Below are 15,520 nucleotides of genomic sequence, written 5' to 3'. Positions count from 1 at the left end.
TGTCGTGCCGAATGGGCCTGTGGTTCCCGGCGGATTCTCGGTTACCCTCCACGCCGTGGCGACTCCGGGTGGTGCTGACGAGCTGACCGCGTTGGCGATCGCCGCGGGCAAGGGGGACAGGGGCGCGCTGGAGCGGTTCGTCCGCGCCACGCAGCGCGACGTGTGGCGGCTGGTGGCGCACCTGGGCGGCGTCGGCCTGGCCGACGACCTCACGCAGGAGACGTACCTGCGCGCACTGCCGAGCCTGCCGTCGTTCGCGGGCCGCGCGAGCGCGCGGACGTGGCTGATGTCCATCGCCCGCCGGGCCGTCGTCGACCACATCAGGATGGTCACGTCCCGCCCGCGGACCACGGGCGCGGTGGACTGGACCCAGGCCGCGGACCGCCTGCACGCCGACAGCACCGAGTCCGCCCCGGGCTTCGAGGACGTCGTGGAGGTCAACGTCCTCCTGGGCGCACTCCTGCCGGAACGCAGGGAGGCCCTGGTCCTCACCCAGGTCCTCGGCATGTCCTATGTGGAGGCCGCGGAGGTCTGCGGCGTCCCGGTGGGCACCATCCGCTCCCGGGTGGCAAGAGCAAGACAAGACCTGCTGTCCACCGACAAAACCCAAGAACACGACGCAATCTAACCCCCCCCCCGAACCCCGCGAGTCTCCCGTTCGGACCCCGCGAGTCTCCCTCCCGGAACTCGCGAGTCGCCCTTCCGAAACTCGCGAGTCTCCCGTTCGGAACTCGCGAGTCCCCGTCCCGGGACCCGCGAGTCTCCGTCCCGGGACCCGCGAGTCTCCCGTTCGGAACATGCGAGTCGCCGGTTCGCGTCGCACGGACAGCACCGAAACGCCGACTCGCCGGTCCTGAACGGGAGGCTCGCGCGTCCTCAACGGGGGACTCGCGGGTTCTCAACGGGAGACTCGCGGGTTCTCAACGGGAGACTCGCGGGGCCTGAACGGGGGACTCGCGGGGTTTGGGCGGGGGACTCGCGGGTGGGTCAGGGGAGGGGTGGGAGGGTCGCGGCGTCCAGTTGTTCGCGTAGGCGGTACTTCTGGATCTTGCCGGAGCCGGTCAGGGGGAGCTCCGTGGTGTGGAACCAGTGGGTCGGGGTCTTGTGGGGTGCCAGGTGGGCTCGGCAGTGGGCGTGCAGTTCCGCCGCCGTCGGGGGGTGGTCCGGGTGTGCCGGTACGACCACCGCCGCCACGACCTCGCCCCACTGGGGGTCCGGTAGGCCGAGGACGGTGGCCTCGCGGACCTCGGGGTGGGTGAACAGCACCTGTTCGACCTCGGCGGAGTAGATGTTCTCGCCGCCGCGGATGATCATGTCCTTGAGCCTGCCGGTGACGGTCAGGTAGCCGCGGGCGTCGAGGGTGCCGAGGTCGCCGGTGCGCAGCCACCCGTCCTCGTCGACGGTTTCCCTCGTGCGGTCGGGCATGTCGAAGTAGCCGAGCATGGTCTGGTAGCCGCGGGCACAGATCTCGCCCTGCTCGCCGAGGGGGACGACCTCCGCCGTGAGCGGGTCGCGGATCGCGACCTCCAGCTGCGGCAGCGGGCGGCCCGCCGTGAGGGCCTTGTCCTCCGGGGTGTCGTCCGGGCTGGTCTGGCTGACCACCGGGGACAGCTCGGTCTGGCCGTACACCGCGGTGACACTGGCGCCGAACCGGTCCTCGACCTGGCGGACCAGCTCGGGCGGGATGGGGCTGCCACCGGACAGCAGGCACGACAGGCCGCTCAGGTCGAACCGGTCGAACCCGGGGTGGTTCAGCATCGCGATGAGCATCGTCGGGACACCGGCCAGCAGGTCGGCGCCGTGCCGCGCCACCGCGTCGAGCACGAGCGCCGGGTCGAACAGCCGGCACAGCACCAACGTGGCGCGCTGGTGCGCGGTGCCGAGCACACCCATCGCGCAGCCCGCCGTGTGGAACAGCGGCATCGCCGACGCGAGCACGCCGCCGTGCCGCAACCGGGTGCGGTCGATCATGAAGCGGGCGTTGGTCACCAGCCCGCGGTGGTGCAGCAGGGCACCCTTGGGGAACCCGGTGGTGCCGGACGTGTACTGGATCTGCGCGGCGTCCTCCGGCCGCACGGTCGGCAGCGTGCCGCCGTCCCGGTGGGCGCGGACCGTGTCCTGCCAGTCGGCGAAGGAGAAGGCCGGCAGCTCGGTCGCCTCGCGGGCGATGGCGGTCATGTCGCTGCCGCGGAACCCGGCCGTGTGGAACAGCGCCGACGAGCGGGACTGCTCGAGCACGTACCGCAGCTCGGCCGCGCGCAACGCGGGGTTGGCGGTCACCACGACCAGGCCGGCCAGCGCCGCGCCGTACTGCAGCACGACCCACTCGGGGATGTTCGGCGCCCACACGGTGATCCGGTCGCCCGGCGCGAACCGCGTCAGCAGCCAGTGCGCGCACTGCTCCGCCTCGGCGAGCAGCTCGCGGTAGGTCCACGTCCGGTCGGTGCGGTCGGCGCCGGACAGCGACGGCGCACCGGGCGGCGCGACCTCCACGAGCGCGGTCTGGTCACCCGCGTCGGCGGCGACCGCGCGCAGCAGGTCGCCCGTGGTCAGGTCGAGCACCGGACGGCTGGTGTCCGCGGGGCGGTACGACAACGCTGCCATGCTCACTCCTCGTCGAGTTCGGCGCCGGCCGGGATCGGGCCGCCGCCGTCGGGGATCGGCCTGCCCGAGTCACGCCACCGCACCGCGGCCGGAAACCCGTGCTGCGCGGCGAACTCCTGGAACCAGCGGCCCTCCGGCGAGTGCCGGGTGATCCCGTCGAACAGGGTCGCCAGCAGCTGTGTGCCCTGCAGGCCCATGTTGTCGTAGGCCTGGTTGATCATCAGTTTCTGCATCACCAGCTGGTTGACCGGCACGCCGGCGATGCGGTCCGCGAGCGCCTCCACCGCGGCGTCCAGCTCGGCGTCCGGCACCGCCGCCACCACCAGGCCCCACGCGGCCGCGGTGGCGCCGTCGATGGTGTCGCCGGTCAGGAGCATCCGCTTCGCCCGCTCCGCGCCGAGCCGGTACACCCACATCGCGGTCGTCGGGCACCCCCACACCCGCGCAGGCATGTACCCGATCCGCGCGTCCTCGGCCATCACGACGAGGTCGCACGACAGCGCGATGTCGCTGCCCCCGGCGACGGCGTAGCCACGCACCTTCGCGATCGTCGGTTTCAGCGAGCGCCACAGGCTGAAGAAGTCGTCGGTGTTGCGCTTCATGTGCTGGTAGTCCTTGATGGGGTCCCAGACCGGCGGCTGCATGACGTCGCCCTGCTCGGCGTACAGCTTGAGATCGTAGCCCGCGCTGAACGCGCGTCCCTTGCCCTGCAACACGATCACGTGCACGTCGGGGTCCTCGTTGGCGCGGTCGACCAGTTCGCGCAGCAGGCGCGCCATCTCCATGGTGATCGCGTTGAGCCGGTCGGGCCGGTTCAACGTCAGGTACGCCTTGCGGTCCCGCACCTCGTAGGTGATCATGTGCCGCTCCCTTCCAGCATCGTGCGCACGACCTCGGCCCACCCGGTCACCAGCCGCTCGGCGCCCCGTTCGCCGCGCAGCACGTCGGAGATCGCCAGCCCCCGCAGGAACTGCACGGTCAGCGCCGCGACCAGCGGGTAGCGCTCGGCGGACACCAGGTCCGGCCCGAACACCTCGCCGACCACCCGGTACAGGTCCACCCGGGCCCGCTTCTCCTCGTGACGCAGCACGTCCCGCAGCGCGGTGTCCGTGCGCGCGGCCGCCCACAGCTCGAGTTCGGCGGCGAACGCGGGCCGCGTCACGGTCCGGCACAGCACGCGGACGGCCCGTTCGACGCGGTCCAGCCCGGCGGGGACCTCGGCCTCGGCCGCCCGCACCGCCGCCTCGTTGTGTTCCATGAGGGTGCGGATCGTGGCGCCGAGCATGGCTTCCCGCGTGGGGAAGTGGTGGAGCAGCGCGCCGCGGCTGAACCCGCCCGCCCGCTGCACCTCCACGGTCGTCGTGGCGGCCAGGCCGCGCTCGACCAGCAGGTCGACCGCGACCTGGAGGATCCGGCGCCTCGTGGCCTCGCGCTGCGCCGTCCGCACACCGGTGGGCATGCGCGCACCGTTTCACAGTCACATCTGACTGTCAATCGTCGAGGGGGCGGAACAGCAGCTGGAGACCGTCGTCGGTGGTGACGCGCCGGACGCCGATGCCGTAGACCGGCTCCAGCACCTCCGGGCGCAGGACGGCGTCGGGTGTGCCCGCCGCGGCGACCCGTCCCGCGTCGAGCAGGACGAGTTCGTCGCAGTAGCGGGCGGCGAGGTTGAGGTCGTGGAGCACCACGACGGTCGTGACCTCGAGGCGGCGGACGAGCCGCAGGACCTCGTGCTGGTACCGGATGTCGAGGTGGTTGGTCGGTTCGTCGAGCAGCAGGTGGTAGGTCTGCTGCGCCAGCGCCCGCGCGATGAGCACGCGCTGCTTCTCGCCGCCGGACAGCCCGGCGAACACGCGGCCGGCCAGGTGCCGGGCGCCGACCCTGGTCAGCGCCGCGGCGGCGATGCGGTGGTCGTCGCGGCCGGGGCGCTGGAACGTCGTCAGGTGCGGCGCCCGGCCGAGCAGGACGGTGTCGGTGACCGTGAGCGGCAGTTCGCTCGCACCCTCCTGTGCCACAACGGAAAGCCGGCGCGCGAGGTCGCGGGGCGCCAGGTCGCCGACCGGCGTTCGGTCCACTGTGACCAGTCCCGCGCGCGGGGTCAGCGCCGCGTAGAGCGTGCGCAGCAACGTGGTCTTGCCGCTGCCGTTCGGCCCGATCAGGCCGACGACCTGGCCGGGTGCCACGGACACCACGACCCCGTCGAGCACGAGGCCGGGTCCGTAGCCGAATGAGACGGACTCGGCGGTGATCACCGCGCGAACCGTTCGGCGATGCGCTCCAGCCCGGTCACCGACAGCGGTGTGGGCGGCTCGGTGAAGTTGAACAGCTGCACCAGGATGTCGTCGTTCCGCACGGCACGCAGACCGTCGGCGCCGGGCAGGCTGACGAGCGCGTCCCGCACGTCGCCGGGATCGCCGTCGACGTGGAGCAGGACCAGCACGTCGGGGTCGGCGTCGATGAGCTGTTCGGTGGTGACCTCGAAGACCCGCTCGTCGACGTCGGCGAAGACGTTGCGGAACCCGGCCGCCTCGAGCTGAGGGTGCGCCATGCTCCGGTTCCCGTACGCGTAGCCGCTGCCGCCGCCGACGGTGGGGAAGAGCACGGCCGCCGTGCGTTCCGGTTGCCCGGCAACGGATTCCTCGACCGCGGCCACACGTTCGCGGAGGTCGGTGACCATGCGGTCGGCTTCGCCTGCGCGGTCGAAGACCCGGCCGTACAGCTCGATCTGCTCGTGGAGGTCGTCGAAGGTCGTCGCGGCCACGCCGTCGGGGCAGTACACCGGCTGCACCAGCGCGTCGATGCCCGAGGAGGCGAGACCCTCGCGGGTGATGCCGTCTGGCAGGCCGAGCACCAGCTCCGGCTGCCGGGCGATGATCGCCTCCTGCGAGATCCGCAGGTGCCCGCTCTCGTCGAGGTCCTCGCCGAGCGACTCGATGCCGGCGATCGCGGCGTTGGTCGCCGCGTCGTAGTACGCCGCGGGGAACGCACCCGCCCGCAGCACGGCCCGGTCGAGCACGCCGAGCCCGTGCAGGATCGGGACGGGCGCGCTCTCGAGCAACGCGATCCGCTCCGGCGGCGCGTCGAACGTGACGTCCGTGCCGCAGTTCCGCACGGTCACGCCGCTGCCGGCGTCGGTGGTCGCGGCGCAGGCGGTGGCGAACAGGGCGATGGTCAGGATCCACAGGCGGCGCACGGGTCTCCTTGGTTCAGGTGCCGTGCGCGTGAAAACGCCGGACGAGGAGCAACAGGAACGGAGCGCCGACGAGGGCGGTGATGATGCCGATGGGCAGCTCGCGCGGTTCGAGCAGCGTGCGCGCGGCGACGTCGGCCCAGACGAGGAAGATGGCGCCCATCAGCGCCGCCACGGGGATGACCCGCCCGTGCGCCGCGCCGACGAACCGCCGGGCGACGTGCGGGACCACCAGCCCGATGAACCCGATCCCCCCGGACGCCGCGACGACCGCCCCGACGCACAGCGAGACCACGAGCAGTAGCCGCACGCGGAAGCGGGCCGGTGGTACGCCGAGGGTGTGGGCGGTCTCGTCGCCGATGGCGAGGGCGTCGAGGCGGCGCCCCCAGACCATCAGGAGCGCGATCGTCAGGCACACCACCACGACGACGATCGCGAGCGGCCACGACCAGCGAGCCGGCCCGAGCGAGCCGAGCAGCCAGAAGAGCACCGACCGAGCCCCTTCAGCCGAGTCGGCGGCGAAGATCAGGAAGCTGGTGGCGGCGTAGAGCGCGTAGCCGACGGCGACCCCGGCCATGAGCAGCCGCAGCGAGGTGATCCGCCCACCGGCCCGAGCGACGACGAACACGGCGACGGACGCGCCGAGCGCCCCGAGGAACGCGCTGACGGAAAGCGCGTGCTCGCCGAACCCGGCACCCAGCCCGAAGAGGATGGCCGCGGCCGCGCCGGTCGACGCCCCGGAGGTGACGCCGAGCAGGTAGGGGTCGGCGAGCAGGTTGCGCACCATCGCCTGGAGGGCCACCCCGCACACCGCCAGGGCGGCACCGACCACCGCCCCGAGCACGACGCGCGGCAACCGCACCCGCCAGACGATCGAGTTCTGGGCGGTGGTCCACGTGATGTCCGAAGGCAGGCCGAGCAGGTGATGCCCGACGACCCGCGCGACGGTGGCGGGATCGATCGCGACGGCCCCGATCCCGACGGCGAGGACGAGCGTGACCAGGAGAGCGGCCGACAGCCCGCCGACCCAGAGGGCGGTCGACCGCCGACGGGCGGCGTGGCCGAGGTCGTCATCGAGGTCCGCCACCTCAATGCTGGTGCTGCCCAGCGCCACACCGCCCCCTCGTGTTCGACCACTATTGATGCAACTTACTTGCAACAGCCTAAGGATGGCGAGAAGGTGTCGCAGTGGGGCTCACCACAGCAGGGGTGGGCTGGGGCCGCGTCGATGGACGGTGGTTCCGAACGGGAGACTCGCCAGCTCCGAACGGGAGACTCGCCAGCTCCGAACGGGGGACTCGCGAGTCCTGAACGGGAGACTCGCGGGTTGGGCGCGCAGCGCCCGGCCCGCGAAGCGGGCTGCGCCCGCCCAAGCCGAGCGCAGCTCACCACAAGGGTTGCTGCCTGCCATCCCGTCGACCTGGCGAAGCCCGATCACGCCGTGTCAAGGGGGCCCGGAAGCCCGACGCAACCCGAAGACCAAACCGCCCGGGCCCCCTTGACGCGGTGTGATAGCCCGTGGGAGGTCGACGGGATGGCAGGCAGCCACGGACACCAGTCCTTGCCAACCCAGCCCCGTGCAAGACCCCCTGCCATCCCGGAGACCAGCCCCTCCGGCGAGGAGGCCCGTCCGGCAGGACGCCCTCCGGCGAGGACGCCCGTCCGGCGAGGACAAACCCAGGACCGCGAAACCCCCGCAGAGGACCCCGCCGGAGAGAGTCACCCCGGTGTGATGAGCCCTTGCAACAGAGGCCCGAAAACGGCGACAGTCTCCTCAACAGACAACCGGGTGACGCCAGGCAACTTCACCGCCACCCGCACCGCGCCAAGCCCGGCGAGGTGCGCACAGATCATCGCGGTCCGAAGAGGAACGTCCGGTCCGGTCAGCCGCGCGGCGAGCGGCTCGGTGAAGTGCCGCTGAAACGTGGCCGAGAAATGCGCCCCGTTGGGCCGGAATGCAGCCATCACCGCCCGCAGGAACGGATCCGAACTGGCCCGGTCATGCAGGTCGAGCAGAGTGCGGACGAGGTGCTCACCGAGCCGGTCGAGCTCGCAGTCCAGCAACGCCCCGGCCTCGGCCTCGAAGGAAATCGCCTCGGCGAACAGGTTTTCCTTGCTGCCGAAGTACTTCACGATCAGCGCCGCGCTCACGCCGGCGTCCTGGGCGATGTCGCGCAGCCCCACCTCGGCGAACGCGCCGTTCGTGAAGTGTTTCCGCGCGGCCCGCACGATCGTCAGCCGCGTGTCGCCCGCCTCCGGGGTGCCCATGGCGGGAGCCTACTGAACCGCCAGGTCAGCGCTGGTGACGGTCTCCTCGGCGGTGGTGCGCGCGCTGCGGCGGATCACCGCGGTCACGGCCAGAGCGAGGCCCGCCGCGACGAGGCTTGCCGCCGCGGCCATCCAGTACGTCACCGTGAAACCGGTGGCCGAGGGCACGACCTCGCCGGTGACGCGCATCGGGTACGCGGCCAGGAACGTGCCGCCGACCGCGGCGCACGTGCTGGTGCCGATCGTGCGCAGCAGCGAGTTGAGGCTGTTCGCCGACGCCGTCTCGGTCGCGGGCACCCACGCCATGATCAGCGTCGGCATCGCGGAGAAGCACAGCGCGGTCCCGATCGACAGCACCATCAGCACGACCATCAGCAGCGGGATGGTGCCCGGCCGCAGCGCCTGCGCCACGTTCCCCGCCACCATCACGAGCGCGCCGACGAGCAGCGTCACGTGCGCGCCGCGCCGCGCCGACAACCGCGCCGACAGCGGGGAGAAGAACAGCATGCCCAGACCCATCGGCACCATGCACAACCCGGCGACCATCACCGACACGCCGAAGCCGTGCCCGGTCGCGGTCGACGCCTGCAGCGTCAGCGGCGTGAGCATGAAGCTCGCGAACATGCCGACGCCGACGAGCACGGTCGCCGTGTTCGTCAGCAGCACCACCGGACGCGTGGAGGTCCGCAGGTCCACGAGCGGCTGCCGCACCCGCAGCTGGTGGACGGCCCACAGCGCCAGCACCACCGCCGACCCGGCGAACAGGCCGACGGTCGCCGGGCTGCCCCAGCCCCACGCGCTGCCCTGCGAGACCGCCAGCAGCAGGGCCACCAGCCCGGCGCCGAGCCCCAGCGCGCCGACGACGTCGAACCGCCCACCGGACCGCACGGGTGACTCCGGCACGAACACCAGCACCAGCACGAGCGCCAGCACCGACACCGCGGTCGCCGCCCAGAACACGGCGTGCCAGTTCATGACCTGCGCGATCACCCCGGCGAGCGGCATGCCGATCGCGCCGCCGACGCCCAGCGTGGAGCTCATCGTCGCGGTGCCCGCCATGACCCGGTCCTCGGGCAGCTCGTCCTTGAGGATGCTGATCCCGAGCGGCAGCACGCCGAACGCGGCGCCCTGCAGCAGCCGCGCGCCGAGCAGCGACCAGAACTCCCAGCTGAGCGCGCCCAGCAGCGACCCTGCCGACATGACCGCCAGCGCGACCGCGAGCATCCTGCGCTTGCCGACCATGTCGCCGAGCCTGCCGCACACCGGTGCGCCCACCGCGCCGGCGAGCATGGTCACGGTGAGCAGCCACGCCGCGGCGTCCTGCGAGAGGTGCGTCGTGCGGGAGATCTCCGGCAGCAGCGGCGCCACCAGCGTGTGCATCAGCGACACGGTGACACCGCACCCGCAAAGCACGATCATGAGGCGACCGGAGTGACCCGTCCTGGACGGTGAACCGTTGTTCACCACCTGAGTAAACAGTTGTTCACCGTGCAGGGTCAATGTGATGCCGTCCGATCGGAGGACGATGAGCTACACACCCGCGATCGACCTGGACGCCGTCCGCGCCATCGACGTCCACGTGCACGTCGAGCAGGACGCCCACGGCTGCCTGTCCCTCGACGACGAGCTGATGGCCGCCTCCGCCCGGTACTTCAGGTCGGCGGACAACCGGACGCCGACCGTCGAGGACCTGGCCGAGCGCTACCGGCGGACCGGCATGGCGGCCGTCGTGTTCACCGTCGACGCCCGCACCAACCTGGGCCGCGCGCCGCTGTCGAGCGAGGAGATCGCGCGTGCCGCGGCCGACCACGCCGACGTGCTGATCCCGTTCGGGTCGGTCGACCCGCTGCGGGGCGAGGCCGCCGTCGACCAGGCCCGCGCGCTGGTCACCGAGTACGGCGTGCGCGGGTTCAAGTTCCACCCGAGCCTGCAGGGCTTCGCGCCGAACGAGTCCCGGTTCGACCCGCTGTGGGCGGCGATCGAGGAGCTGGGCGTGCCCGCGTTGTTCCACACCGGGCAGAACGGCATCGGCGCGGGCCTGCCCGGCGGTCGCGGCATCAAGCTGCGCTACTCCGACCCGATGCTGCTCGACGACGTCGCCGCCGACCACCCCGGGCTGACCGTGATCCTCGCGCACCCGTCCGTGCCGTGGCAGGCGCAGGCCATCTCGATCGCCACGCACAAGAGCAACGTGTTCATCGACCTGTCCGGCTGGTCGCCGAAGTACTTCCCGCCGGAGCTGGTCACGGCCGCGGGCGGGTTGCTCAAGCGGAAGGTGCTGTTCGGCAGCGACTACCCGCTCATCGCGCCGGAGACCTGGATCGAGCACTTCACCTCGCTCGGTGTCAAGGACGAGGTGCTGCCGCTCGTGCTCAAGGACAACGCCGCCGGTGTGCTCGGGCTGCGCTGAGCCGCGGTCACGGGTGGTTCGCGAACGGGAGACCGGGCGCCTTGCCACGCCACGGGGTCGCGGGGCAGGCTGTGATCGTGTCCGAGCACCTGACCCGCGCCGTCGTGTGGCGGCGCACCGGCGCGCCGGTGTTCGTCCACGCCGCCCGCGTGGACGGCGCGTGGTGGGTGTTGCGGCGCAACAGTTTCCCGGACCACCCGCTGTTCACGCTGTTCGTGGCCGGCCGGGTGGCCGGCGACGTGAACGACGTGCGGGCCCGCGCCCCCGCGTGGGACCTCGAGGTCGGCGGCCGGCCCGCCGTGACCGAGGAGGAACGCGCCGAGCTCCTCGCCCCGTTGCGCGGCCTGGGCCCCTACGGCAGCGAAGTCGGCAGGCCGTGTGACGGCGACTGGTGCTCGTGCACCGAGTCCACTGTGGAGTAATGAGGGCACGTGCTGGTGGCCGTGGCGTTGCCTGCGGGGGCAACCGGCGCGGTCGGCGCGGCCATACCGTCGGCACCCAGAGGAAAGGGGTGTGCGATGGCGGTGGGACGCGACGGCGGCACGCGCAAACCCTGGGCGGCGATCGCGATCGCGGGTCTGGTGACGGCCGCGGTGGCCGCCGCCCCGCCGCCCCGGCAGGACCAGCCCGCCAGGGAGGAGCGGGAGATCCCGCCCGTCGAGGCGCCGCGACCGGACGGCGGCCCGGTGCCCGTCCCGGACAGCGCGGCGCCGCCCGTGGTCCTGCCACCCGCCACCCGGACGACACCCGGCGGCGGCATCGCCGTGGTGCCCGCCGGTGCGGTGGGCGGGGTGCCCGCGCTGGTGTACGCGGCCTACCGGCGCGCGGCCGCCGCCTCCTCGGTGACCATGCCGGGCTGCCACCTGCCGGTGTCCCTCCTCGCGGCCATCGGCAAGGTCGAGTCCGGGCACGCGCGCGGCGGCCGGGTGGACGGCGCGGGCACCACCCCGCACCCGATCCTCGGCCCGACGCTGGACGGCAGCCCGGGCCTCGCCGCGATCGCCGACACCGACGGCGGCCACTTCGACGGCGACACCCGCTGGGACCGCGCGGTCGGCCCGATGCAGTTCATCCCCGGCACGTGGCGGCGCTGGGCGACCGACGGCAACGGCGACGGCGACGCCAGCCCGCACAACGTGTTCGACGCGTCCGGCGCGGCGGGCCGCTACCTGTGCGCGGGCGGCCGCGACCTCGCCACCGGCGCCGCCTTGGACGCGGCGATCCTCAGCTACAACAACTCCGCGTCCTACCTGCGCATCGTGCGCACCTGGATGGCCGTGTACGAGAAGGGCGCCATCGTGGTGCCCGGCTTCACCGACCTCCCGGACCCCGTCGTGCCGGTCACCGGCCCGGGCACGCCCACCACGCCGACGACCCCGGCCCCGCCCGGCGCACCGGACCCGACCACCCCGCCGGTCACCACCCCGGCGCCGCCGCCGTCCGGCACACCGACCGAGCCGACCGAGCCGGGCGAACCCGAGCCCGAGCCGCCGGCCACCACACCCCCGGCACCGGCACCGGCACCGGGGGACGTGCTCACCGGGACCGTCGGCGGACTGGTCGGCGGCGTGGTGTGCGTCGTCGACGGCGTGCTGGACGGGGCGACGGGCCTGCTGGGCGGCCTGCTCGGCGCGCCGGTCACGCAGGCGTCCGGCGAGACCTGTCCGTAGCGTCCTCCGCGTCGGCCGCCCCGCGCGGTCCGGTCTGCACGAGCCGGGTCGCGAGCTGCAGCGCCAGCCGCTCGTCGGCGTCGTTGAACTCGACCGTGAGCAGCGCGCGGATGCGGTCCAGCCGCTGCAGCACCGTGTTGCGGTGCACCCCGAGCGCCGCGGCGGCCGCCGTCGCGGACGACTCGTTGTCCAGGTAGCACGACAGCGTGTGCACCAGCGCGCCGGAGGCGTCCGCCACCATCAGCGGCGCGAGCAGCTGGTGGGCCAGGTCGAGCTGCACGGTGGTCAGGTAGTGGTTGGACAGCAGGCGTTTCACGCTGTTGGTGCCGATGTGCTCGACCGCGCCGGGCGTGTTCCGCGCGGCGGCCAGCACGCACGCGCGCCGCGCCTCCCGCAGGCTCCTGCGCAACCCCTCTGTCCCGTCGTCGGCGGTGCCGACACCCGCGTACAGGCGGGCGCCGGGACAGTCCCGTTCCACCGCGAGCAACGCGTGCCGCACCGCGACCGCCACGTCCTGGCGCGCGGTGCCGCCCGGGGTGTCCGTCGTCCACAGCGACCATCCGTCGGCGTCCGGCACCGGGTGCATCGCGACGCCCTCCGCGCCGAGCCGTTCCCCGAGCCGGTCGCGGACCAGCGCGCGATCGGTGCCGCCGCGCGCACGCACGTGGACGCCGGTGTGCGTGCCGCCGAGCACCCAGCCCGCCGCCGTCGCGTGCTCGAGCACCTGCGGTGGCGGGTCGTCCGCCGCCGCGAGCAGCCGGGTGAGCAGCGCGGAGTGCTGCTTGCTCTGCCGTTCCAGGCGCACCGCGGTCGTCGCGAGGTGCGCGACCACCGCCCACGCCGCGACCCCGAGCACCTGGCTCGTCGTGCGCACCCTGGCCGCCGGGGCCAGCGGCACCACCGCCGCCAGCGACAGGTTCACCGGCGCGGACGGCGCCGTGCGCACCGGCTGGACGACCAGCAGCTCGTCCTCGCCGAGCGAGTGCACCGACTGGTTGCCGCTGCGCTGCCACGTCCCGGCCGCGCACGCCACCAGCGCCTCTCCCGGCAGCGCGCCCGCGAGGAGCCTGCCCTCGGTGTCGACCAGCCCGACCGGGTGGCGCAGCGCCTGCGCGAGCATCCGCACGATGTCCTCGGACGTGTCGCCCGCGGAGCGCAGCCGGTGCGCCACCACGCTGATCATCGCGGCGTCGGCGGCGCCGGGGGAGCGGACGAACCGGTCCATGGCGGGCACGAGCCGGTCCGGGTCGGTGTGGTCCACCAGCACCAGCGGCACCCCGGCCCGCTCGGCGAGCGTCCGGGTGGCGAGCGGTACCGGCACCATCGGGTTCTGCAGCAGCAGCCCGGCGGCCTGGCGGTCGGCCGCGACGCGGATGGCGACGTCCGTGCTCACGTCCTCGGCACGCAGGTGCGACCGGCTGAGCACCACCAGCGCCATCGGCGCGACCTTCCCGACCGCACCGAGCCCGGTCGCCGCGACGACCGTCGCGACGGGGTTGTGCAGCGCCCGGTCCGCGGCGAGCACGACGTGCTCGGGGAAGAAACCGAACGACAGCAGGTGGCTGAGCATCATGGACACGGTCGGCACTCCTCTGCTCCACGCGAACCGCCGGCGTCCTGCCCGTCCCCGAACCGCAACCCTGTGCCACGTGCGCGCCCGCCTGCCGGTAGAACGACGAAAACCCTTGTGCGGATACGGTTTTCGCGTGCCGTGTGGACAGATCACGTCCCGGTCTCGAGCATGACACCGTGGGTGGTCCCGCTGGTGCCAGTGGTGCGCACGTGGTCGACGTCGTACCCGAACCGACGAGGGCCCGCGGCCGAGAGACCGTCGTGGAGTAGCCATCGCGGCGCCGAGGGCACCACGAGCACGTGGACCCGGCCGCCGAGCGCGAGGCCGGCCGCGGGCACCGGTTCGGCGCGGTCCGCCGTCACGACGCAGAGCAGGTCCGGTGTCGCCGCGCGCACCACGCCGTCCTCGGTCGCGACGAGGTACGTGCCGTCGTAGTCCATTCGCAGCAACCGGTCCCCGCCCGCGACAGTGGCGGTGCCGCGGTCGCCGCCCGCGACGTCCACGACCGTGCCGGTGAACAGCGGCGTCCCCGGCAGCGCGCCTCGCAGGAGCCCGCGTCCGGTCAGCAGGCACTCCCGCACCGCGCCGCCCGTGAAGTCCCCGGCGCGGGCCGGGTAGGCGGCGACCGCCGCGCCACCCATGTCGGCGGCCACCGTCGTCGCGATGCGGTGCGCGGCCCCGTTGTCCGCCCGCACGGCCACGACCGCCACCCCGCCCCTGCTCGCCACCACGGGGTGGGCGGCGTGCCCGTCGAGCGCGAGCGCGGTCAGGTCGAGCCTGCCGCCGCGCCCGTCGGCGCTCCCGTCCGCGCAGGGCACCCCGAGCGCCGCGGCGGCGTGCGCTGCGGCGAGCACGTCCCGCGCCGCCAGCGGGGCGACCGCCGCGGCCCCGCGGCCCGCCCGCTCCTCGACCACCCGCACCGCCGCCCGCCACGCGGCGTCGTCCGGCCACGCCTGCCCGCCGAGCACGGTGACCGCGACGACCGGTGCCTCACCGGGCAGCCCGGCGAGGGGCGCGAGCCGCACGGGACCGTGCGCGGCCAGCGCCGCGAGCACCGGCGCGTGCCCGGGGACCGGTGCGCCCGCCGCGAGCAGGGTCGCGCCCGCCGCCAGCGCGGGCACGTCGGCGGGGCCCAGCACCTCCGCCCTGTGTGTCACCCGCTCAGATCATCCCTTCACGCATCGCGAACGCGACCGCGTGTGTCCGGTTGCGCAGCTGGAAGCGGCTCACCACGTCGTGCAGCGTGTTCTTGATCGTGCGTTCCGAATAGGACAGCGCGTGCGCGATCTCGCGGACCTCCATGCCCTGCGCGATCATCCGCAGCACCACCGCCTCCCGGTCGGACAGACCGGTGAACCGCAGGCCCTTCGGCGCGAGCACCTGGTTCTGCAGCCGGTTCACCTGTTCCAGCAGGCGCCCCAGCAGTTTCGGCGACAGCACGCCACCCATCCCGTGCGCCTGGGTCACCGCCGTGACGAGCCGCTCCGGTGTCGCCTCCGCACGCGTGACCACCCCGCACACCCCGGCCTCGATCGCCGCCAGCAGCGCCCCGCTGTCCACAGTGGACAACACGACCACGACCTGGCGGGAGTGCTGCGCGCGCAGCTCGCGCACCAGCCGCAGCGCGGCGTCGTCGACCACGTCGCTCACCACGACGCACACGCAGCCGCTCTCCGGCGAGTCCGGTCTGCCGACCAGCTCGACCTCCGGGCGTGCCCGCAACTGCGCGGCCACCCCGGTCTGCAGGATGGGATCGGTCGAGGTCACGTGAACAGGGATGCGCTGGCTCATGGCTCGCCCCTCCG

15 protein-coding genes are annotated in these 15,520 nt (G+C 73.4%); 4 read left to right on the top strand and 11 right to left on the bottom strand.

Going from position 1 to position 15,520, the window contains the following annotated elements; all coding sequences use genetic code 11:
- Positions 1-55: 55 nt before the first annotated feature.
- Entirely contained in the window at positions 56-628 is a 573-nt protein-coding gene (locus ACYQ77_RS36150; protein ID WP_459719853.1) for a sigma-70 family RNA polymerase sigma factor, read from the top strand.
- A gap of 359 nt (positions 629-987) precedes the next feature.
- Here the strand turns inward: ACYQ77_RS36150 and ACYQ77_RS36145 are convergent, their stop codons facing one another.
- The 8 genes from ACYQ77_RS36145 to ACYQ77_RS36110 form a co-directional block, all read right to left on the bottom strand.
- Positions 988-2,604 (bottom strand): AMP-binding protein, encoded by a 1,617-nt coding sequence (locus tag ACYQ77_RS36145; protein WP_459719850.1) that lies wholly within the window; start codon positions 2,602-2,604, stop codon positions 988-990.
- A 2-nt stretch (positions 2,605-2,606) separates the two neighbouring features.
- Positions 2,607-3,464: a crotonase/enoyl-CoA hydratase family protein gene (locus ACYQ77_RS36140; RefSeq protein ID WP_459719848.1), complete on the bottom strand. Its 858-nt coding sequence runs from the start codon at positions 3,462-3,464 to the stop codon at positions 2,607-2,609.
- Entirely contained in the window at positions 3,461-4,063 is a 603-nt protein-coding gene (locus ACYQ77_RS36135) for a TetR/AcrR family transcriptional regulator (protein ID WP_459719846.1), read from the bottom strand. Before ACYQ77_RS36135 ends, ACYQ77_RS36140 begins: the two co-directional genes overlap by 4 nt.
- 31 nt (positions 4,064-4,094) lie before the next feature.
- Entirely contained in the window at positions 4,095-4,856 is a 762-nt protein-coding gene (locus tag ACYQ77_RS36130) for an ABC transporter ATP-binding protein (RefSeq protein ID WP_459719843.1), read from the bottom strand.
- Positions 4,853-5,797 (bottom strand): ABC transporter substrate-binding protein, encoded by a 945-nt coding sequence (locus tag ACYQ77_RS36125; protein ID WP_459719840.1) that lies wholly within the window; start codon positions 5,795-5,797, stop codon positions 4,853-4,855. The genes ACYQ77_RS36130 and ACYQ77_RS36125 overlap by 4 nt, the downstream gene beginning before the upstream one ends.
- A gap of 13 nt (positions 5,798-5,810) precedes the next feature.
- On the bottom strand, positions 5,811-6,881 hold the full coding sequence (locus ACYQ77_RS36120) for a FecCD family ABC transporter permease (RefSeq protein ID WP_459719837.1): 1,071 nt from the start codon (positions 6,879-6,881) through the stop codon (positions 5,811-5,813).
- 632 nt (positions 6,882-7,513) lie between these two features.
- Positions 7,514-8,062 (bottom strand): TetR/AcrR family transcriptional regulator, encoded by a 549-nt coding sequence (locus ACYQ77_RS36115; RefSeq protein WP_459719834.1) that lies wholly within the window; start codon positions 8,060-8,062, stop codon positions 7,514-7,516.
- 9 nt (positions 8,063-8,071) lie between these two features.
- Complete coding sequence (locus ACYQ77_RS36110) at positions 8,072-9,442, bottom strand: MFS transporter (RefSeq protein ID WP_459719831.1); 1,371 nt, start codon at positions 9,440-9,442, stop codon at positions 8,072-8,074.
- A 145-nt stretch (positions 9,443-9,587) separates the two neighbouring features.
- Here ACYQ77_RS36110 and ACYQ77_RS36105 point away from each other — a divergent pair, with 145 nt between their 5' ends.
- From ACYQ77_RS36105 to ACYQ77_RS36095, 3 genes are all read left to right on the top strand, one after another.
- A complete protein-coding gene (locus ACYQ77_RS36105; RefSeq protein ID WP_459719828.1) occupies positions 9,588-10,472 on the top strand; it encodes an amidohydrolase family protein in 885 nt (294 codons plus the stop codon).
- 77 nt (positions 10,473-10,549) lie between these two features.
- Positions 10,550-10,894, top strand: coding sequence for a hypothetical protein (locus ACYQ77_RS36100; protein WP_459719826.1), 345 nt, complete (start codon positions 10,550-10,552; stop codon positions 10,892-10,894).
- A 96-nt stretch (positions 10,895-10,990) separates the two neighbouring features.
- On the top strand, positions 10,991-12,142 hold the full coding sequence (locus ACYQ77_RS36095) for a lytic transglycosylase domain-containing protein (RefSeq protein WP_459719823.1): 1,152 nt from the start codon (positions 10,991-10,993) through the stop codon (positions 12,140-12,142).
- On the opposite strand, the gene ACYQ77_RS36090 is transcribed toward ACYQ77_RS36095, so the two are convergent.
- The 3 genes from ACYQ77_RS36090 to ACYQ77_RS36080 all read right to left on the bottom strand — a co-directional run bounded on the left by ACYQ77_RS36090 (position 12,111) and on the right by ACYQ77_RS36080 (position 15,506).
- Positions 12,111-13,715, bottom strand: coding sequence for a PucR family transcriptional regulator (locus ACYQ77_RS36090; protein ID WP_459720061.1), 1,605 nt, complete (start codon positions 13,713-13,715; stop codon positions 12,111-12,113). The genes ACYQ77_RS36095 and ACYQ77_RS36090 overlap by 32 nt on opposite strands.
- 149 nt (positions 13,716-13,864) lie before the next feature.
- A complete protein-coding gene (locus tag ACYQ77_RS36085) occupies positions 13,865-14,872 on the bottom strand; it encodes an S-methyl thiohydantoin desulfurase domain-containing protein (protein WP_459719820.1) in 1,008 nt (335 codons plus the stop codon).
- A 4-nt stretch (positions 14,873-14,876) separates the two neighbouring features.
- Positions 14,877-15,506: a helix-turn-helix transcriptional regulator gene (locus ACYQ77_RS36080; RefSeq protein WP_459719818.1), complete on the bottom strand. Its 630-nt coding sequence runs from the start codon at positions 15,504-15,506 to the stop codon at positions 14,877-14,879.
- Between the last annotated feature and the right edge of the window lie 14 nt (positions 15,507-15,520).

Source organism: Actinophytocola sp. KF-1 (genome assembly GCF_054661535.1).
This window is presented reverse-complemented; position numbering and strand designations above follow the sequence as displayed.

What these genes read in the sequence shown, in the direction of transcription:
- ACYQ77_RS36115 (WP_459719834.1), bottom strand. Translation starts at nt 8,062, where the DNA reads ATGGGCACCCCGGAGGCGGGCGACACGCGGCTGACGATCGTGCGGGCC.
- ACYQ77_RS36135 (WP_459719846.1), bottom strand. Translation starts at nt 4,063, where the DNA reads ATGCCCACCGGTGTGCGGACGGCGCAGCGCGAGGCCACGAGGCGCCGG.
- ACYQ77_RS36110 (WP_459719831.1), bottom strand. Translation starts at nt 9,442, where the DNA reads ATGCACACGCTGGTGGCGCCGCTGCTGCCGGAGATCTCCCGCACGACG.
- ACYQ77_RS36140 (WP_459719848.1), bottom strand. Translation starts at nt 3,464, where the DNA reads ATGATCACCTACGAGGTGCGGGACCGCAAGGCGTACCTGACGTTGAAC.
- ACYQ77_RS36145 (WP_459719850.1), bottom strand. Translation starts at nt 2,604, where the DNA reads ATGGCAGCGTTGTCGTACCGCCCCGCGGACACCAGCCGTCCGGTGCTC.
- ACYQ77_RS36080 (WP_459719818.1), bottom strand. Translation starts at nt 15,506, where the DNA reads ATGAGCCAGCGCATCCCTGTTCACGTGACCTCGACCGATCCCATCCTG.
- ACYQ77_RS36090 (WP_459720061.1), bottom strand. Translation starts at nt 13,715, where the DNA reads ATGATGCTCAGCCACCTGCTGTCGTTCGGTTTCTTCCCCGAGCACGTC.
- ACYQ77_RS36095 (WP_459719823.1), top strand. Translation starts at nt 10,991, where the DNA reads ATGGCGGTGGGACGCGACGGCGGCACGCGCAAACCCTGGGCGGCGATC.
- ACYQ77_RS36105 (WP_459719828.1), top strand. Translation starts at nt 9,588, where the DNA reads ATGAGCTACACACCCGCGATCGACCTGGACGCCGTCCGCGCCATCGAC.